Annotated in this window: 15 protein-coding genes; 11 read left to right on the top strand and 4 right to left on the bottom strand. The window is 68.4% G+C overall.

All coding sequences use genetic code 11. The features are described 5' to 3' along the window. Nucleotides 1-47 precede the first annotated feature (47 nt). Nucleotides 48-929 carry a transglutaminase-like domain-containing protein gene (locus tag F9K07_RS11500; protein ID WP_159596903.1) on the bottom strand — a complete coding sequence of 294 codons (882 nt, stop codon included), beginning with the start codon at nucleotides 927-929 and terminating at the stop codon, nucleotides 48-50. A 92-nt stretch (nucleotides 930-1,021) separates the two neighbouring features. On the opposite strand from F9K07_RS11500, the gene F9K07_RS11495 reads away from it, so the two are divergent. Both F9K07_RS11495 and F9K07_RS11490 read left to right on the top strand, forming a co-directional pair. Beyond that, entirely contained in the window at nucleotides 1,022-3,580 is a 2,559-nt protein-coding gene (locus tag F9K07_RS11495; protein WP_159593079.1) for an FtsX-like permease family protein, read from the top strand. Continuing rightward, nucleotides 3,577-4,698, top strand: a complete 1,122-nt coding sequence (locus tag F9K07_RS11490) for a lipocalin-like domain-containing protein (protein WP_442907416.1) — start codon at nucleotides 3,577-3,579, stop codon at nucleotides 4,696-4,698. Before F9K07_RS11495 ends, F9K07_RS11490 begins: the two co-directional genes overlap by 4 nt. A gap of 6 nt (nucleotides 4,699-4,704) precedes the next feature. Here the strand turns inward: F9K07_RS11490 and F9K07_RS11485 are convergent, their stop codons facing one another. Next, nucleotides 4,705-5,529 carry a DNA-binding transcriptional regulator gene (locus tag F9K07_RS11485; protein ID WP_236581902.1) on the bottom strand — a complete coding sequence of 275 codons (825 nt, stop codon included), beginning with the start codon at nucleotides 5,527-5,529 and terminating at the stop codon, nucleotides 4,705-4,707. A gap of 183 nt (nucleotides 5,530-5,712) precedes the next feature. On the opposite strand from F9K07_RS11485, the gene F9K07_RS11480 reads away from it, so the two are divergent. Genes F9K07_RS11480 through F9K07_RS11445 form a run of 8 tightly spaced genes read left to right on the top strand, consistent with a single transcriptional unit; the run spans nucleotide 5,713 to nucleotide 14,848 of the window. Next, on the top strand, nucleotides 5,713-6,612 hold the full coding sequence (locus tag F9K07_RS11480) for an alpha/beta fold hydrolase (protein ID WP_159593076.1): 900 nt from the start codon (nucleotides 5,713-5,715) through the stop codon (nucleotides 6,610-6,612). Between the two features lie 21 nt (nucleotides 6,613-6,633). Then, nucleotides 6,634-8,313 carry a bifunctional 3-(3-hydroxy-phenyl)propionate/3-hydroxycinnamic acid hydroxylase MhpA gene (gene mhpA / locus F9K07_RS11475; protein WP_159593073.1) on the top strand — a complete coding sequence of 560 codons (1,680 nt, stop codon included), beginning with the start codon at nucleotides 6,634-6,636 and terminating at the stop codon, nucleotides 8,311-8,313. Then, nucleotides 8,310-9,287: a 3-carboxyethylcatechol 2,3-dioxygenase gene (locus tag F9K07_RS11470; RefSeq protein ID WP_159593070.1), complete on the top strand. Its 978-nt coding sequence runs from the start codon at nucleotides 8,310-8,312 to the stop codon at nucleotides 9,285-9,287. The genes mhpA and F9K07_RS11470 overlap by 4 nt, the downstream gene beginning before the upstream one ends. Next, nucleotides 9,284-10,087: a 2-keto-4-pentenoate hydratase gene (gene mhpD, locus F9K07_RS11465; RefSeq protein ID WP_159593067.1), complete on the top strand. Its 804-nt coding sequence runs from the start codon at nucleotides 9,284-9,286 to the stop codon at nucleotides 10,085-10,087. Before F9K07_RS11470 ends, mhpD begins: the two co-directional genes overlap by 4 nt. A gap of 13 nt (nucleotides 10,088-10,100) precedes the next feature. Next, nucleotides 10,101-11,015, top strand: coding sequence for an acetaldehyde dehydrogenase (acetylating) (locus F9K07_RS11460; RefSeq protein ID WP_159593064.1), 915 nt, complete (start codon nucleotides 10,101-10,103; stop codon nucleotides 11,013-11,015). Nucleotides 11,016-11,026: 11 nt separating this feature from the next. Next, the gene (gene dmpG / locus F9K07_RS11455) at nucleotides 11,027-12,085 is read left to right on the top strand and encodes a 4-hydroxy-2-oxovalerate aldolase (RefSeq protein WP_159596900.1); all 1,059 of its coding nucleotides are present in this window, start codon (nucleotides 11,027-11,029) and stop codon (nucleotides 12,083-12,085) included. Further along, nucleotides 12,082-13,053 (top strand): Bug family tripartite tricarboxylate transporter substrate binding protein, encoded by a 972-nt coding sequence (locus F9K07_RS11450; RefSeq protein WP_159593061.1) that lies wholly within the window; start codon nucleotides 12,082-12,084, stop codon nucleotides 13,051-13,053. Before dmpG ends, F9K07_RS11450 begins: the two co-directional genes overlap by 4 nt. A gap of 37 nt (nucleotides 13,054-13,090) precedes the next feature. Next, nucleotides 13,091-14,848, top strand: a complete 1,758-nt coding sequence (locus F9K07_RS11445; RefSeq protein WP_159593058.1) for an FAD-dependent oxidoreductase — start codon at nucleotides 13,091-13,093, stop codon at nucleotides 14,846-14,848. Between the two features lie 81 nt (nucleotides 14,849-14,929). Here F9K07_RS11445 and F9K07_RS11440 read toward each other — a convergent pair whose 3' ends face one another. Continuing rightward, a complete protein-coding gene (locus F9K07_RS11440) occupies nucleotides 14,930-16,042 on the bottom strand; it encodes a M48 family metallopeptidase (protein ID WP_159593055.1) in 1,113 nt (370 codons plus the stop codon). Continuing rightward, entirely contained in the window at nucleotides 16,042-17,214 is a 1,173-nt protein-coding gene (locus F9K07_RS11435; RefSeq protein ID WP_159593052.1) for a YjgN family protein, read from the bottom strand. Before F9K07_RS11435 ends, F9K07_RS11440 begins: the two co-directional genes overlap by 1 nt. A gap of 91 nt (nucleotides 17,215-17,305) precedes the next feature. Between F9K07_RS11435 and F9K07_RS11430 the strand changes: the two genes are divergently transcribed. Beyond that, nucleotides 17,306-19,093 (top strand): ABC transporter transmembrane domain-containing protein, encoded by a 1,788-nt coding sequence (locus F9K07_RS11430; protein WP_159593049.1) that lies wholly within the window; start codon nucleotides 17,306-17,308, stop codon nucleotides 19,091-19,093. Nucleotides 19,094-19,118: the final 25 nt, after the last annotated feature.

The following is a 19,118-nucleotide window of genomic DNA, read 5'->3' as shown; positions in this document are numbered from 1 at the left end:
ATTTGCTCGGCTTTCGCCGAGCGGCGTGGGCGGCAGGGCGCGTCGGTTCAGGCCGGCGCGTGCCAGCCGCTGTCGGTGGACAAGGCGTCAGGGCGGTGCACCGGCATCTGCCAGCCGTTTTCGACGCTGGTCTGGGCCGAGATGTCGATGCGCGGGGCCTGGCTGGTCACGCCGCCAAAGATGGTGGCAAAGGAGACGTCGGCCGCATCGCGCCCGGTGCCGATGCGCACGAAGCCCATCGGGATCGCCGTGCCCGAGGGGTCGAAGAGATACCAGCGGTGGCCCACGTACGCTTCCACATAGGCGTGGAAGTCGGTCGGGCCCAAGGCAGGATCGGCTCCGAAGTCGATCGCGGTGGTGAAGCGCGCGGGGATGTTGAGCGCGCGGCACATGGTGATCATCAGATGCGCGAAATCGCGGCACACGCCTTGGCGGTCGTTCAGCGTGTCCAGCGCCGAAGTCATGGAGTTGCTCGAACCGGATGTGAAGGTCACATGGTTCTGCACCCAGTCGCGAATGGCCTTCACGCGGCGGTAGCCCTGCGGCAACTGGCCAAACAACTCGAAGGCCTTCTGCGCCACGCAGTCGGACGGGCAATAGCGGCTGGGGTAGATATAGATCAGCGCCTCGGGCGGCAGCTGGGCCACCGGCGTCTCGGTCAGTTGGTCGGGGTCGGCCACGTGGTGCTCGATGCCCAGCGTGGCGCGGTACCGCACCGACAGCGCGCCCGGCGTGGCGCTCAGACGCAAGGTGCGCGTGCGCGTGGCGGCGTCGGTGTGCATCAGGAGCGGCACCGGCTGGCTGACCTGCAGCTGTTCCCAGGTCACGGTCTGCTGCGGCGTGTGCGCGGCCTGCACGTTGAAGATGAAATCGGCGCCGGGCGGCAGCACCTCGTACTGCAGATCGATGGCAAGGTGAATGTGGACCATGGTGGCACCGTGAAAGGAATGGCCCATGTTAGGCGCCTGGCGAATGCCTGTCGGTGCGCTGCCTCACCAAGCACCCTTGTAAGCTCGACAGTATGCGCGCCCTGCTCTGCACCTTCTCCTGGCAAGAGTTGCGCCACCACCCCTGGCGCAACGCCAGTGCGGTGGTGGCGGTGTTGCTGGGCGTGGCGCTCGCGTTCGCGGTGCACCTGATCAACGCCTCGGCCCTGGCCGAGTTCTCCAGCGCGGTGAGTTCGGTCAACGGCCAACCCGACGTGGAACTGCGCGCGCGCCAGGGCGCGCTGGACGATGCCCTGCTCGCGCGAGTGGCCGCGCACCCCGGTGTGGCGCTGGCCAGCCCGGTGCTCGAATTTCCACTGCAGGTGATTGCACCCAGCGGCGAACGCATGGGCGTGAGCCTGGTGGGGGTGGACGCGCTGGTGGTCGCCGCGCTTTCGCCCGCGCTGATGCCGGTGACCGACACCACCCAGGCGCCCAGCGGCGCGCGCCGCTTCGACCTGTTCGCGCCCGACGCGGTGTTTCTCAACGCGGCGGCCCAACAGGCTCTCGCGGGGCAGACCGCGTTGCAAACGGGGGATGGCGCGCGCCTGCGCGTGGCCGGCCGCGTGAACGCGCCCGGCGCGCCGCTGCTGGTGATGGACGTGGCCGCCGCGCAGGCCCTGTCGCAACGCGAGGGTGAACTCAGCCGCATCGACCTGCGCCTGGCGCCTGGCGCGCGCGCCAGCGATGTGCTGGCCGCGCTGCAACTGCCCGCGAACGTGATCGCGCAGCGGCCCGAACAATCGGGCGAGCGCGTGAGCAACCTCTCGCGCGCCTACCGCGTCAACCTCACGGTGCTCGCGCTGGTCGCGCTGTTCACCGGCGCCTTCCTGGTGTTCTCGGTGTTGTCGCTCTCGGTGGCGCGGCGCCAGCCGCAGTTCGCGCTGCTCGGTGTGCTGGGGCTCTCCAGCCGCGAGCGCCTGCGCCTGGTGCTGGCCGAGTCGGCGCTGCTCGGCTTGCTGGGCAGCGCGCTGGGCATCGCCCTGGGCACAGGCCTGGCCGCGCTCGCGCTGCGCCTCTTGGGCGGCGACCTGGGAGGCGGTTACTTCAAAGGCGAAACGCCGCCGCTGCTCTGGAGGCCATGGGCCGCGGCGGTCTACCTGTTGCTGGGCGTGGCCGCATCGCTCGTGGGCGGCTGGTGGCCGGCGCGCGCCACGGCGCGCATGGCGCCCGCGCTGGCGCTCAAGGGCCTGGGCGCGCCCCCGACGCCCGGTGCGCACCGGCACACGCTGGCGCTGGGCCTGGTGTTGCTGGCCGGCGCGCTCGCATGGGCGCCGCCGGTGGCGGGCATTCCGCTGGCGGCGTATGTGTCGGTGGGGCTCTTGCTGGTGGGCGGTATCGCGGCGCTGCCGCTGGGCGTGGGCTGGCTGCTCGACCGCGTCGCGCCCCGCATCACCCGGCATGCCTTGCCCGTGCTCGCCGTGGAGCGGGCGCGCCGCTTGCGCGAAACCGCCGCCGTGGCCACCAGCGGGGTGGTGGCCAGCCTGGCGCTGTCGGTCGCGCTCACGGTGATGGTGGCGAGCTTTCGCGACTCGGTCACGCAGTGGCTCGACGCCGTATTGCCCGCCCAACTCTACGTGCGCAGCGCCGGCGGCGCGGGCGACGATCACCACCTGCCGCCCGGCTTTGTGGCGGCGGTGGCGCAAGTGAACGGTGTGGACCGCGTGGACACCTTGCGCGCCACGCCACTGCAACTGGACCCGGCACGCCCCGCGGTGGCCCTGCTCGTGCGCCCGCTCGACACGAAGCCAGGCGCAACCCTGAGTCTGCCGCTGGTGGGCCATGCCCTGCCTTCGCCTGGGGTGCCCGAGGGTGAGCGCGTGATCGCCGTCTACGTGAGCGAAGCCATGGTGGACCTCTACGGCGCGAAGCCCGGCGCGTGGTTGCCTGCGATGGCGCAGGCCTTCGCCGAACCTCAGGTGCGCGGCACGCGCTTCTTCGTGGCCGGGGTGTGGCGCGACTACGCGCGCCAACACGGCAGCGTGGTGATGGACCGCGCCGACTTCGTGCGCCTCACGGGCGACACGCGCGTGAACGATCTCGCGCTGCACCTGCGCGAAGGCGCGGACGAGAACGCCGTGCTTGAACGCATCCGCGCAGTGGCGGCGCAGCACGGCGCGCAGGAGCAGATCGAGTTCGCCTCGGTCGGCCAGATCCGCGCGAACTCGCTGCGCATCTTCGACCGCAGCTTCGCCGTCACCGTGTGGTTGCAGGCGGTGGCCATCGGCATCGGCATCTTTGGCGTGGCCGCCAGCTTCAGCGCGCAGGTGCTGGCGCGGCGGCGCGAGTTCGGCCTGCTGGCGCACCTGGGTCTCACGCGCGCGCAGATCCTGGGCGTGGTCGCGCTGGAGGGCCTGGCCTGGACCGTGCTCGGCGCGATCGCCGGCCTTGTGCTCGGCCTGGCGGTGAGCCTGGTGCTGGTGCACGTGGTGAACCCGCAGAGCTTTCATTGGACGATGGACCTGGTGCTGCCGTGGGCGCGGCTGCTCGCGCTGTGCGCGGCGGTGGTGGTGGCGGGCACGCTCACCGCGTGGATGGCCGGCCAGGCCGCCGCGGGCCGCGATGCGGTGCGCGCGGTGAAGGAGGATTGGTGAACATCGGACGGCGCCCTCTTCTAGTCGCCTCGGTGGGCGCATTCGCGCTGCCGCGCGTGCAGGCCCAGCACCGCCCGGGCGACGCGTTGCGGCCACGGCCGCTCGTGTTCCCACGCGACCACGGCACACACAACGAGACACGCACCGAGTGGTGGTACCTCACCGGGCAAGCACAGGACGCGGCCGGGCGCGACTTCGGCTTCCAGGTCACCTTCTTCCGCAGCCGCGTCGACGCCACCCAGGATCTGCGCAGCACGCTGGCCGCCAGGCAGTTGCTGTTCGCGCACGCCGCGATCACCGATGTGACAAGCGCTCGGCTGCTGCACGACCAGCGCATCGCGCGCTGGAATGGCGAGCCGCCCGCGCAGCCCGACGCGCGCGGCGTCTTTGCCAGCGAGCACGACACGCACGTGGTGCTGCGCGACTGGTCGCTGCAGCGCCATGCCGACGGCCGCTACACGGCGCGCATCGACGCCCACGACTTCGGCATCGAACTGAACGCCGCACCCCAACAGGCCTGGCTCCTGCAGGGCGACAAGGGCTTCTCGCGCAAGGGCCCCACCCCTTCGCAGGCCAGCTTCTACGTGAGCCAGCCGCACCTCGCGGTGCAGGGCACGCTGAGCCTTCAGGGCCAGCGCTTTGCCATCAAGGGCACCGCCTGGCTTGACCACGAATGGAGCGAAGCCATCCTGCACCCCGAGGCGGTGGGCTGGGACTGGATCGGCATGAACCTGTTCGATGGCCACAGCCTCACGGCGTTCCAGCTGCGCCGAAAGGACGGCAGCAAAGTCTGGGCGGGCGGCTCGTTCCGCGCGGCGGGCAGCGCGAAGAGCCCCACCGACATCTACCGGTTCTCCCCCGGCGAGGTCGACTTCAAACCCCAGCGCTGGTGGACCAGCCCGCTCACGCGCGCCCGCTATCCGGTGGAATGGGTGGTGCGCACGCCGGGCGATTTCTACACCGTGAAGGCGGTCATCGATCCGCAGGAACTCGACAGCCGCGCCAGCACCGGCACGGTGTACTGGGAAGGCTTGTCGGACCTGATCGACAGCAACGGCAAGACGGTCGGGCGCGGCTACCTGGAGATGACGGGGTACGCGCAGCGGTTGGTGCTGTGACGCGCGCTAGCTCTCCAGCCAGGGCTGGCTGTGTTTGCCAATGGCGCTGGCGAGTTTGACCAGGCGTGGCGCAAACCGCTCCCTCAGGTCCTTGCCCGAGACGACATTGATCGGAAAGATGATGCTGACCGCCCCCAGCAAGGTATTGCCACTGTGGACGGGCACGGCGATGCCGCCGAAGTGGGGCTCGGTCACCCATTCGCCGGTGTTGATGGCAAAGCCGCGCCGACGGGTCTCGCGCACCATCTTGCCGATGCGCGCCTTGTCGCGTGCCCACTCGCCGATCCAGTCCGCTCGCTTGCGCAGGATGGCCATCAGGGCTTCGAATTCTTCGTCCTGGCACGCGGCCAGATAGGCCCGACCGGCCGCGGTCACGAACATCGGCATCTTCTGGCCGATCATGGCGTGGTGTTGGGACAGGCTGCTCCATCGGTGGGTGGACTCGCGCACCACCATGAACCCGGCCTCCATGGTGGTCAGGTCGCAAGGCCACAGCAGTTCCTTCACGGACGCGTGCATCAGCGGCGTGGCCGCTTCCAGTATCCAGCTCTCATCTTCGAAGCCCTCGCTGAGCCGGCGCACGCCGAAGGTCAGGTAGTACTGGCCGTCGCGCTCGCCATGCCGCACGAGCCCTTCCGCCCGCAAAGTCTCCAGCAGGCGTTTCACCGTCGTGCGGTGGATGCCACAGGCGTTGGCCAGCTGGGTCGTCGTGGCGATGCCGCCCGGTGAACGGTTCAACGCCCGCAGCAGCTGGATGCCCCGCGCGAGCCCTCTGACCTCCTTGTGCGGTCCTTCGGGCAAGCCCATGCCGGTGTGGACGGTCGTGATCATCGTGGCCGGATTGTAGGGAGACATCCGCGCCCGCAGCACCCGCCAGTGCGGCTGGCGACTGGGGTTTACACGCACCCCAAAGTGCACCAGGTGCACTCTATTCGCGCCCGGGGAAAGTGCGGGGAAGATCCGGCCACACCAAGCACTGCCTCTTGCGAACCGCCTTCCCGAGACCCCTTGAACATGAGCACCAGCAACAGCAACACCACCCCCACCAGCTTCTGGCAAGACCTGCTCGGCACCTCGTACCGGCAAGGCTGGTACGACGCCCAAGGCGTGGACACGCGCTACCTGCAATCGGGCGACGAGAGCCTGCCGCCCCTGCTCTTTCTGCACGGCTCCGGCGGGCATGCCGAGGCCTACCTGCGCAACCTGAAGAACCACGGCCGGTTCTTCAACACCTGGTCGATCGACATGATCGGCCACGGCTGGTCGCACAAGCCCGACCACCCGCACGAGATCGCGCACTACGTCGATCACGTCCTGCGTTTCATGGACGCACAAGGCTGGGACAAGGCGCGGCTGAGCGGCGAGTCGCTCGGCGGCTGGGTCGTGGCGCGCCTCGCGGCGGACCACCCGGACCGTGTCGAGCGCCTGGTGCTCAACACCGCCGGCGGTTCGCGTGCCGAGCCCAGCGTGATGGCCCGCATCAAGAGCCTGTCGATGCGCGCGGCCGAAGACCCGAGCTGGGACTTCATCAAGGCGCGTGTCGAATGGCTGATGGCCGACCCGTCAAAGGCCACGCCCGATCTGGTGGCCTGCCGCCAGGCCATCTACGCCCAGCCAGGCTTTGCCCGCGCGATGGCGAACACGATGGTGCTGCAGGACATGGACGTGCGCCTGCGCAACCTCATCCAGCCCGAAGACTATGGCCGCATCGCGGCGCCCACCCTGGTGTTGTGGACCTCGCACGACCCGACCGCCGACGTGACCGAAGGGCGCCGCATATCCGAGATGATCCCCGGTGCCGGGTTCGTGGTGATGCAGGACTGCGGACACTGGCCGCAATGGGAAGACGCGGCCACGTTCGACCGCCTGCACATCAACTTCCTGCTGGGCCGAGCGGCCGACACGCCGATCTGATGCCGCCCGATGACACACGCCATGACACGACAACGCGTTGACTGGGACGTGGTGATCGCCGGGGCCGGCCCGGCGGGCCTGACGCTGGCCAACCACCTGGGGGCACTGGGCATTCGCACGCTGGTGCTGGAGGCTTTGCCCCAGCTGATCGACTACCCGCGCGGGGTCGGCATGGACGACGAGACCTTGCGCAGTTTTCAGGCCGTCGGGCTGGTGGACACGGTGCGACAGCACACCGTGCCCGACCAGATCATGGGTTTCCTCAACCGCCATCGCCAGACCCTGATTTCCATCATGCCGCCGGGACAACCCTTCGGCTGGCCCCGGCGCAACGGCTTCATCCAACCCCTGGTCGACCGGGTGTTGCTGCAAGGCCTGGGCCGCTTCGCGCAGGTGCAGGTGCGCACGCAATGCCGCGTGGAAGGGTTCACAGACGCGGCGGACGCGGTGACCGTGCAGGTGCAGCCCGTCGATGCCGACGGCGAGGCGGCGGGCAACCGGTGGACGACCACGGCGCGCTACCTCGTGGGCTGCGATGGAGGTCGCAGCCCCATCCGTGGCGCCATGGGACTGCCCTTCGAAGGCATCAGCGAGTCGACACGCTGGCTGGTCATCGATCTGGCGGACGACCCGGTCGGCACGCCCAACGTGAACCTGGTGCTGCGCAACGACTTCCCCTATGTGGAGATCGCCTTGCCGCACGGCATACGCCGCTTCGAGTTCATGGTGCCGCGCGGTGCGGACGAAGCCGACTTCGCCCGGCCCGAACGCGTGCAGGAACTGCTCGCCCGCGTGCTGCCGGCCGAGGTGAAACCCAAGGTGCTGCGGCACCGGGTCTACATGCACCACGCGCGCATCGTGCCGGACTTCCGCAAGGGCCGGGTGTTCCTGGCCGGCGACGCCGCGCACCTCATGCCGGTGTGGCAGGGACAGGGCTTCAACACCGGCATTCGCGACGCCACCAACCTGGCGTGGAAGCTCGCGTTGGTGGTCCAGGGTGCGGCGGGGGACCGCCTGCTGGACACCTACACCCAGGAGCGCCACGCCCATGCCAGCGCGATGATCGATCTGTCGGTGCTGGTGGGCCGCATCTTCGTGCCGTCCCATACCGTGCTGCGCGCCTTGCGCGACGTGCTGGCCCCGGTGCTGTTCCGCTTCGAAGCCTTGCGCCGGTACATCGGCGAAATGCGGTTCAAGCCCATGCCCTTTTTCCAGACCGGCGCGGTGGTGCACCGGGGCGCACCCGACCCCAAGGGCGTGGTCGGCAAGATGCTGATCCAGCCCTGGGTGACCGATGCCGCAGGACAAGCCCGCCGCCTCGACGATGTGATCGGCCTGCGCTTTGCGATCGTGTCCTGGAGCGTCGGCGCCGATGCGTGGATCACACCCGCTGGCCGCGCGGTGCTGGCCAGGCTCGGTGCGGTTCCCGTGGTGGTCCGCCCCGCCTGCCAGGACCTGCAGCGCGGCGTGCCCGAAGGCACATTGGCCGTGGCGGACCGCGACGGAACCGTCAAGCGCTGGTTCGACCAGGCCCCCGGCTCGATCGTCCTGCTGCGACCGGACCGCATCGTCGCAGCGGTCTGCACCGGTTGGGAGCTCGACGAGACCTTGCGCGCCCTGAGCGCGACCATGGACCTTGCCCCAGACAACGCCACACAGGCGCCGGTGCCACACGCTCAACAAGAGGAGGCACTGACATGACCGCCGCGCATTCGTCGAGAGCCTTTCTCGGTCTCTCGCACACCCCCTTGCTCGGTCTGGCCACGGTGCCACAGACGGTGGAAGCCGAACTCCTGTCGGCGCTCGACATCCTGAAATCGCGCGTGCTTGCCTGGGCACCGGACCGCGTGGTGCTCGTGGCACCCGACCACTACAACGGCTTCTTCAACGAGTTGATGCCCACCTTCTGCGTGGGCACCGACGCCGTGTCGGTGGGCGACTACCTGATGCCTTCCGGCCCCTTGAGGGTCGACACGCACACCGCGCTGGCCTTGTCCACCTCGCTGATGGACGCCGGGTTCGATCTGTCGGTGTCGCGGCGCATGCGGGTGGACCATGCCTTCGTGCAGCCACTGGTGCTGCTGTGGGGCAGCCTGCAGTCGCCACCGGTGGTACCGGTCTTTCTCAACGCGCTGGCCGGCCCGACGATTGCGCGCGTGGGTCGCTGCATCGAACTGGGCCAGGCCCTGGGCCGCTTCCTCGACACGCTGCCCGGGCGCACGCTGGTCATTGGCTCGGGCGGTCTCTCGCACGAGCCCCCGGCCCCCACGATGGACCACCCGGACCCGGCGGTTCGCGAACGCATCATCGCCCGCGTGGACTACACCCCCGCACAACGGCAGGAGCGCACGCAGCGGGCCATGGAAGCGGGACTGGCGCTGTCCCAGGGTGCACCCGGCACCAAACCGCTCAACCCCGATTGGGACCGGCGCTGGATGGACGCGCTGGAGCACGGCGACCTGGGTTACTTCAGCGGCATGGCCGAGCACCGCATCGAAGCCGACGCCGGCCGATCCGCCCACGAGTCCAAGACCTGGCTGGTCGCCCGCTGCAGCCTGGGCGACACCTCGCCACGCACACACATGCGCCACTACCAGGCGATTCCCGAACTGATCGCCGGCTTTGGCGTGTTGTTCATGGACACCCCCACCCCGGAAGAGACCCAGCCTTCATGAACACCGACCACCCGATCGAGCCATGGGCCCAGCGCCTGCGCCAGGCCCAGTCCCTGGCCACGCCCATAGCGCCCCTGCGCAGCGAGGCCGAGAGCCTGGACGAAGCGGCCAGGATTCAAGCGGCCTATGCCGTGCAGCAGCTCAACGTGGCCCATGCGGTGGCCCGGGGGGCGCGGGTCGTGGGACGCAAGATCGGCCTGACCTCCCGGGCCGTCCAAGCCCAGATCGGTGTCACGCAACCCGACTTCGGCACCTTGCTCGACGACATGGTGTACGGCGACAACGAGCCGATCCCGATGTCGCGGCTGCTGCAGCCCAAGGCCGAGGCGGAAGTGGCGCTGGTGCTGGGCCACGACCTGGACATGCCGCACGCCACGATGGTCGATGTCATCAACGCCACAGCCTACGCATTGCCCGCCATTGAAGTGGTCGACAGCCGCATCGCCCACTGGGACATCCGCTTCTTCGACACCGTGGCCGACAACGCTTCCAGCGGGGTCGTGGTGCTGGGCGGCGCGCCGCGCCCGCTCAGCGCCCTGGACCTCGGGCGCTGCGCCATGGAAATGACCCGCAATGCGCAAACCGTGTCAACGGGCACCGGCGCTGATTGCCTGGGCCATCCCTTGAACGCCGCCGTGTGGCTGGCCCGAAAGATGGCGGCGCTGGCACAGCCCCTGCGCGCGGGCGACCTGATCCTCACCGGTGCGCTGGGGCCCATGGTGCCCATTGCGGCAGGCGATGTCTTCGAAGCCCGCCTGTCCGGGCTCGGTTCGGTCTGCGCACGTTTCTCCCCCGATTGAAAAGGACGGCTCCATGAGCGAAAAAATTCGATGTGCCGTGATCGGCCCCGGCAACATCGGGACCGATCTGCTGATCAAGCTGCGACGCAGCCGCGTGCTGGAGCCGGTCTGGATGGTGGGCATCGATACCGCGTCGGAAGGTTTGCAGCGCGCCCGCGGGCTCGGCGTGAAGACCACCGCCGAGGGCCTGGCAGGTCTGCTGCCCCACGTCAAGGCCGACGGTGTGCAGATCGCCTTCGATGCGACCAGCGCCTACGCCCACGCCGAGAACAGCCGGCTGCTCAACGCGCTGGGCGTGCTGATGATCGATCTGACCCCGGCGGCGATCGGCCCGTACTGCGTGCCGCCCGTCAATCTGAGCGCGCATGTGGGCCGCCGTGCCATGAACGTGAACATGGTGACCTGCGGCGGGCAAGCCACCATTCCCATGGTGGCGGCGGTCTCGCGGGTGCAGGCCGTGGACTACGGCGAAATCGTGGCCACGGTGTCCAGCAGATCCGTGGGACCGGGCACGCGCCGCAACATCGACGAGTTCACCCGGACCACCGCCGGCGCGGTCGAGCAGATCGGCGGCGCGCGCCGGGGCAAGGCCATCATCGTCATCAACCCGGCCGAGCCCCCGCTCATCATGCGCGACACGGTCCACTGTTTGACCGAGGAGCTGCCCAGAGAAGAAGAGATCACGGCCTCGGTGCAGGCCATGATCCGCGAGGTGCAGCAATACGTGCCGGGTTACCGCCTGGTCAACGGACCGGTGTTCGACGGCCAACGCGTCTCCGTGTTCATGGAGGTGGAGGGCCTGGGCGACTACCTGCCCACCTACGCCGGCAACCTGGACATCATGACCGCCGCCGCCACGCGCACGGCCGAGATGTTCGCCCACGACATCCTCAGCGGCGCGCTCGTGCTGGAAGAGTCGGTCGCATGAAGGCAAGCACCATGGATCTGCGAGGCAGAAAAATCACCGTTCACGACATGACCTTGCGTGACGGCATGCACCCCAAACGCCACCAGTTGACGCTGGAGCAGATGAAGGCGGTGGCCTGCGGCCTGGACGCCGCAGGCGTGCCGCTGATCGAAGTCACCCACGGCGACGGCCTGGGTGGCAGCTCGGTGAACTACGGCTTTCCCGCGCACACCGACGAGGCCTACCTGGGTGCCGTCATCCCGTTGATGCAGCAGGCCCGCGTGTCCGCGCTGCTCATCCCGGGCATCGGCACGGTGGACCATCTGCAGATGGCGTTCGAACTGGGCGTGGCGACCATTCGCGTGGCCACCCATTGCACGGAAGCCGACGTCAGCGAACAGCACATTGCGCGCTCCCGCGCCCTCGGTCTGGACACCGTGGGCTTTCTCATGATGGCGCACATGAGCACACCGCAGGCCCTGGTCAAACAGGCCTTGCTCATGGAGAGCTATGGCGCCCACTGCCTCTACATCACCGACTCGGCGGGCTACATGCTGCCCGACGATGTGACGGCCCGCGTGGGTGCGCTGCGCGATGCCTTGAAACCCGAGACCGAGCTGGGCTTCCATGGCCACCACAACCTGGCCATGGGCGTGGCCAACTCGATCGCCGCGATCGAGGCCGGCGCCAACCGCATCGACGCCGCGGCCGCCGGCCTGGGCGCGGGTGCCGGCAACACGCCCATGGAAGTGTTCGTCGCGGTGTGTGCCCGCATGGGCATCGAGACCGGCGTGGACGTGTTCGCCATTCAGGACGTGGCCGAGGACATCGTGGTGCCCTTGATGGACCAGCCCATCCGCATAGACCGCAACGCCCTGACGCTGGGTTACGCCGGGGTCTACTCCAGCTTTTTGCTGTTCGCGCAGCGCGCCGAGAAAAAGTACGGCGTGTCGGCGCGCGATCTGCTCGTGGAGCTGGGCCGGCGCGGCCTGGTCGGCGGGCAGGAAGACATGATCGAAGACACCGCCATCACCATGGCACGTCAACAAGCAGCCCGAGTTTCATCGCCCACAACAGGAGACTATTCATGAAGACTTACGCGAGCATTCTGGCGGCCTTGCTGGCCACCCTTGGCATGGCCTGCGCACACGCGCAAGACGCTTATCCCAACAAGCCGATCAAGCTGATCGTGCCGTACCCCGCTGGCGGCGCGCTGGACTCCCTGGCCCGCCCCATCGCCGCAGGCCTGGGCAAGCGCCTGGGGCAGAACGTGGTGGTGGAAAACAGGCCGGGCGGCAACCTGATCCCGGCCACGGTGGCGGTCACCCGTTCGCCGGCAGACGGGTACACGCTCTACTACACGCTCGGCCAACCGTTCACCAACAACCAGTTCTTCTTCAAGTCCCTGCCCTACGACGTGGACGCATACACGCCCATCGCGCCGATCGGCATCTACACCTACACCTTCCAGGTGGCGAACAACTCGCCGTTCAAGACGCTCAAGGAATTCATCGAGCACGCCAAACAGAATCCGATGAAGCTGACCAATGGCAACACCGGCGCCACCTCGCCGGGTCGGCTGGCATCGGAACTGTTCATGAACCAGACCGACATCAAGCTGACCCAGGTGCCCTACCAGGGCGGCCTGGCCGTGGCGCAGGCCGTCATCGGCGCGCAGGTGGACTTCATGCTCAACGAAGCCAGCTCCACCAGCGGCTTCATGCGCAGCGGCCAGGTGAGGACCTTCGCCGTGAACGCCGAGAAACGGCTCCCCGCGTTCCCGGACATCCCCACCCTGGCCGAAGCCGGCTACCCCAACGTGCACATCCCCAACCCCTACGCCGTGCTGCTGGGCCCCAAAGGCATCCCCGATGCCATCGTGGCGAAAATCGCCCGCGAGCTGGCCGTCGTGATGGAGTCCGATGAGGTGAAGACCTCGCTGAACACGCTGACCATCCTGCCCCTGAAGGGTGGCCCTGCAGAGGTCAAATCGTTGATCGAGGGCGAGCGCAAGAGCTTTGGCCCGGTCATCAAGTCCCTCAACATCACGCTTGATTGAACCCCCGGGCGCCCTGCCCGTTGCCCCATTGCAGCCCATGAACATGACCTCTTCGCAAGACTTCGAGACCGACGTGGTCGTGGTGGGCGCCGGCGCGGCCGGCATGACGGCCGCTCTGGTGGCCGCCAGCGAGGGCCTGCAGGTCCTGCTGCTGGAGAAGTCCCCGGTGGTGGGTGGGTGCACCACCTATTCGGCAGGGGTTTGCTGGGTGCCCGGCAACCACCTCGCCGAGGCCGCGGGTGTGCAGGACCCGCCAGAGAATGTGCGCCGCTACATGGAAGCCTGCATCGGCGAGCACCTGGACCGCGAGCGGGTGGAGCGCTACCTCGCGCTGGCACCGCCAGCATTCCAATACCTGGAGGCGCACTCCGAGGTGCGTTTTGCACTGCGCGCCATGTGCGACTACTACCCCGAACTGCCCGGTGGAAGCCAGCATGGCCGCCCGTTGGAGAGCCTGGCCTTCGATGGCCAGCGGCTGGGGCCCGCGTTGGCGCACCTGCGCATGCCACCACCCGAGTTTCTGGTGTGGGGCGGCATGATGGTGACGGGTGGCGATGCCACGCAATTGATGGCCTGGAAACAGTCGTGGAAGGGATTCACGCACGCGGTGAAGCTGAGCACCCAGTACCTGTGGGACCGTCTGCGGCGCTATCCCCGAGGAACGCGCCTGGTGCTGGGCAGTGCCCTGGCCGCGCGGCTGTACCGCAGCGTGCTGGACCGGCAAGTACCCGTGTGGCGCGAGGCCGAGGTGCGCTCGCTGCTGCAGGACGGTGGTCCCGAAGGCCGCGTGGTCGGTGTGCAGGTGTCGCACCAGAACCAGCTGCGCACCGTGCGGGCGCGCAAGGCGGTGGTGCTGGCCACCGGTGGCTTTCCCCACAACGCCGAGATGCGGCAGCGCTACTTCAGCGCGGGTGCCGAGGTGAACAGCGCCACGCCTGCGTCGTCCACCGGAGATGGCATTGCCATGGCCCTGTCGGCAGGCGGCGCGATGGGCCGTGCGCCGGCCACGCCGGCCTTCTGGTCGCCGGTGTCGCATCTCACGCGGGCCGACGGTTCGACCTACCACTACCCTCACCTCATCATGGACCGCTCCAAGCCGGGCCTGATCGCGGTGAATGCCCACGGTGTCCGCTTCGTCAACGAGGCACTCAACTACCACGGGTTCGCGCAGGCCATGCTGGCGCAGGCGTCCACCACCGGAACGACCGCGGCCTACCTCGTGGCTACCCAGGCCCACCTGGACCAGTACTGTTTCGGTGTGTCGCACCCCAACCGCCGCCTGCAGGCTTCACTGGTGCGACAGGGCTACCTGCTCAAAGCCGACACCCTGGGCGAACTCGCGCAGCAGATGGGCGTGCCTGCCGACGCACTGGCCCAGACCGTTCTTGAATTCAACACGCACGCACAAGGCGGTGCGGACCCGGACTTCGGCAAAGGAGACAGCGCCTACAACCGCATGCTGGGAGACCCCGAGCACCGCCCCAACCCTTGTCTGGCGCCCTTGGCCCAAGGCCCCTTCTACGCCATCCGCCTGCACCCGGGCGACATCGGCACCTGCCATGGACTGGACACGGATCTGCATGGCCGGGTGTTGTCGCACGCAGGGTCCGCCATTCCCGGCCTCTACGCCTGCGGCAACGACATGAACTCCGTCATGTCGGGCATGTACCCGGGGGCCGGTATCACACTGGGCCCGGCCATCGCGTTTGGTTATGCCACGGCGATGCATCTGGCCCGCGGCGATGCCCTGCAGGCCCGGGTTACGAACAGCAACTGTGTCCAAGCTTGTGGATAACCGCTGGCACAACTCCAGCAAGCCGCAGCCCGCCTGGCCTGCGCCACGATGCCCAAAAATCGGGCAGATCGGAGCGGCATTTCAACGCGCTTCTTCGGGTTGCCACTCGCGGAAATAACGAATGCGTTCTTCGTGGTCCGGGGGGCTCGCGATGGCAATGGGCAGCGACACGCTGCGCTCCTTTTCGCTGTCGCCATCGCCCGCTTCTTGACGCTTCGGTTGGCGCTCGCCTTCTTCCTTCGACTCCTCTTCCAGCATGCGCTCGAAGAACACCGCCATGACCGCCGGCGACACGCCACTGCGGTGCAGCAGGCGCGCCGCATGCGCGTCGGCACGGCGCTCGGCGTCGCGCGAATAGGCTTGCGTGGCAAGTGTGGCCGGCACGGTGGCCAGAAAGCCGCTGGCGTCGCCCAGCACCACGCCCACCATGGCGCTGATGAGGCTGGCGCGCACCAGCATGTCCAGGCCATCGCGGTGCTGCACATGGCCGAGCTCGTGCGCCAGCACGCCCACGATCGCATCGGGCTGGTCGTGCAGCAGCTTCACCAGGTCGTCGGTGATGACGATGAAGCCACCCGGCAGCGCAAAGGCGTTGGCGCCGAGCACGGAAGAGGCATGGAAGGCCAGCGTCCACGGCGGTGCATCGCCTTGAGGATGGGCGTTCTCCACCACCGCCTGGAAGCGCTTGCGCAGATCGTCCTGCTGCGCCTGCGGCAAGGCACTGGGCTTGAGAAACAGGCGGTCGAGCTGCTGCAAGCTCTGGCGGCCGATGTGGGTGTCCAGCGAATCCGGGATCTGGTGCGCGATCGTCTGGCTCAACCAGGGCACGCCCCAGACCCAGGCCGCCGCGAGAAACACCACCGTGCCGCCCAGCGCCACCAGCGTGGCGCGCCAGCTCTGCATCCAGCCCACCACGGCGCTGTCGCGCTGGCCGCTGGCCTGCCACCACGCGTCCCACTCGGCGGCGTTGGCGTGCTGGATCAGGCCGCCGTCGGGCAGCTCGGCCTGGCGCTGGCCGTGGGTGCGGCGCTCGGGCCAGCGCACGCGCTTCAACGGGTAGTGCCGCTCGGCTTGCGTGGCGTCGTCGTGCACGCGCAGGTGCAACTGCGCGCCCTCGATGCGCAGCGTCACCGCACGCGCTTTGGGCGAATGGCCGTCAAACCACAACGATTCGAGCGCGCCGCCTTCGCGCATCACAGGCCCATGTCGATGCCGAAGAAGTCTCCCGCCGCATCCCCCAGCACGCCCTGGTGGCTGCGCTTCGCACGCGCGACCCATTCGTCCACCGGCCCCTCCACTTCCAGCGACAGGGCTTCGAGCTTCAGGCGCGCGGTGCGCACCTTGGCAAAGGGCCAGTACAGGCCGAGCGTGACCACGATCAGCAGCCAGTTGACCAGCGTGACGCGGAACAGCTCGCGAAAGCGCAAGCGGCTCTCGAAATGGATCTTCGGGCTGCGCGTGTTGCCCCACAACAGGTTCTGCAGGCGCGAATGGACGTAGGGCATGGTGAGCAGCGGCACCAGCAGGTAGACCACGGCCAGCGCGGCCGTGATCAACAGGGGCGCAAGCGCCCCGCCCAGCAGGAACAGCGGCGCGATCAGCACCGCGCCGGCCACCAGACCCACCAGGATGCTCACACCCAAGGTCTTGAGGAACAACACGTAGAAGCTGCCCGCGCCCACTTTCAGCGCCGTGCGCTCCTGCGCGAAGGCGTAGCCGCCATGCTGGTAGCGCTTGATGCGCGCGAACAGCCAGGGCAGCAGCACCATGAAGGCCACGGTGACCACGCCCATGACGGTCGCCACGGTCTGCGCCGCTTCGCGCGTCATCTCTTCGCCCTCTTCCACCTGTGGCAGAAACAGCACGAACGCCAGGGCCGGCAGGAAGAACGGCAGCAGGGCGATGTAGGCCGACTTGAGATCGCCTTCGAACGAAAAACGCACGCCGCGCCAACTGGTGTTGCGCAGGCGGAACTGCAGCGAGGCGCGCCACAGCGCGGGCCACAGGGCCGCGAACACCACCAGCGCAATCCAGGCCAGGCCGGGCTGGAAGTTCGACACCGCCCAATAGCCCACGCCGAGCGCAAGCACCAGCAGGTAGCCTCGGAACATCTTCCACGGGTCGGCATGGAAGCCCAGCGGGTCGCCACCCACCAGCGTGTTGTTCTGGAAGTAGGCGATGCGGCGCGCGCGCGCAAACGGCACATAGAGCGTGAACGTGACCAACGTGAGCAGCAGATTCACCATCCAGATGCGAAAGTACTCGCTGCCCGAACCGGTGAACTGGATGCCCAGCCCCTCCATGGCGCGGGACGCGCCTTGGCCCGCCAGCACCTCGGTGGGTGCGAAATCATCTTGTTGTGCCATCCTCTGCCCTTGATGTGATTGAGTTCGCACGCATCCTAGCAGCGCACCCCGCACGTTCAGGTCCACTTGCCGGCCCTCCATCGGAACCACCATGCCCCAGTCCCTCGCCGCCGAACGCCCCAAAGCCACCACGCCGACCTCGCTCGGAGGCCTCTTCCCGTTCATGCGTCCCTACCGCCTCCAGATCGCGCTGGCGCTGCTGTTCCTGGTGCTGGCGGCGGTCGCCACGCTGCTGTTTCCGGTGGCGTTGCGCGGCCTGATCGATGGCGGCCTGGTGACCGGCGACCGCAGCGCGCAAGCCATGGGCCTGCGCGGCCACTTCTTCGAGCTCTTTGCCGTGGCGGTCGCGCTCGGGCTGTTTTCCGCGGCGCGCTTCTACCTCGTGAGCTGGCTGGGCGAGCGCATCACGGCCGATCTGCGCAGCGCGGTCTACAGCCACGTGCTGCGGCAAAGCCCGCAGTTCTTCGAGACCACGCAGACCGGCGAAGTGCTCTCGCGCCTGACCACCGACACCACGCTGGTGCAGACCGTGGTGGGCTCCTCGCTGTCCATGGGCCTGCGCAACGCGGTGATGGGCATCGGCGCACTGATCATGCTGGTGTGGACCAACCCGTACGTGATGCTGCAAGTGCTGCTGATCATCCTGCTGGTGGTGCTGCCCAGCATGTGGTTCGGCCGGCGCGTGCGCAAGCTCTCGCGCGCCAGCCAGGACCGCGTGGCCGATTCGAGCGCCATCGCGGCCGAGGTGCTCAACGCCATTCCCATCGTGCAGAGCTACACCGCCGAAGAGCGCGAGGCCACGCGTTTCCGCGGCTCGACGGAGAGCGCCTTCATCACCGCCATCCGCCGCACCAAGGCGCGCGCCGGCATGGTGGCCTTCATCATCATCTCCACCGCCGCGCTGCTGCTCTGGGGCCTGTACCAGGGCACGCAGGCGGTGTTGGCCGGCACCATCACGCCCGGCCACCTGGGGCAGACCGTGGTCTACATCATCATCCTCGCCGGCGCGGTGGGTGTGCTGGGCGAGGTGTATGGCGACCTGCTGCGCGCGGCGGGCGCGAGCGAGCGGCTGATGGAGCTGCTGGCCAGCGCATCGCCCGTGCAGTCGCCGGCCCAACCGCTGCAAGCCGCCACGCCACAAGGTGGCAGCGCGCTGGCGTTCGACGGCGTCACTTTCCACTACCCCTCGCGCCCCGCGCAGGCCGCGCTCAGCGGCTTCACGCTGGACGTGCAGCCAGGCCAGACCGTGGCGCTCGTCGGTCCCAGCGGCGCGGGCAAGACCACGGTGTTCGGCCTGCTGCTGCGCTACTACGACCCGGCGCAAGGCAGCATCCGGCTCGATGGCGTGCCGATCCACCAGCTCGATCTGCACGCGCTGCGCCAGCGCATCGGCATCGTGCCGCAGGACCCGGTGATCTTCTCCAGCAGCGCGATGGAGAACATCCGCTACGGCAAGCCCGGGGCGAGCGATGACGAGGTACGCGCGGCCGCCCAGGCCGCCTTCGCGGACGAATTCATCGACAAGCTGCCCGAGGGCTACGACACCTTTCTGGGCGAACGCGGCGTGCGGCTCTCAGGTGGACAACGCCAGCGCATCGCCATCGCGCGCGCCATGCTCAAGAACCCGCCCCTGCTGCTGCTCGACGAGGCCACCAGCGCGCTGGACGCGCAAAGCGAGCGCATGGTGCAGGCCGCGCTCGAATCGGCCATGAAGGACCGCACAACGCTCGTGATCGCGCACCGCCTGGCCACCGTGCAGAAGGCCGACCGCATCGTGGTGCTCGACCACGGCCGGCTGGTGGAGCAAGGCACGCATGCGGAACTGGTGGCGCACGGTGGGGTGTATGCGGGGCTGGCGGCCTTGCAGTTCAACGCGTAGCGACCTTTCCGCTCGACCCGCAGAG

This window comes from Hydrogenophaga sp. BPS33, assembly GCF_009859475.1.
Taxonomy (GTDB): Bacteria; Pseudomonadota; Gammaproteobacteria; order Burkholderiales; family Burkholderiaceae_C; genus Hydrogenophaga.
Note: the sequence above shows the minus strand (reverse complement) of the source record. Positions and strands in the feature narration are given on the sequence as shown.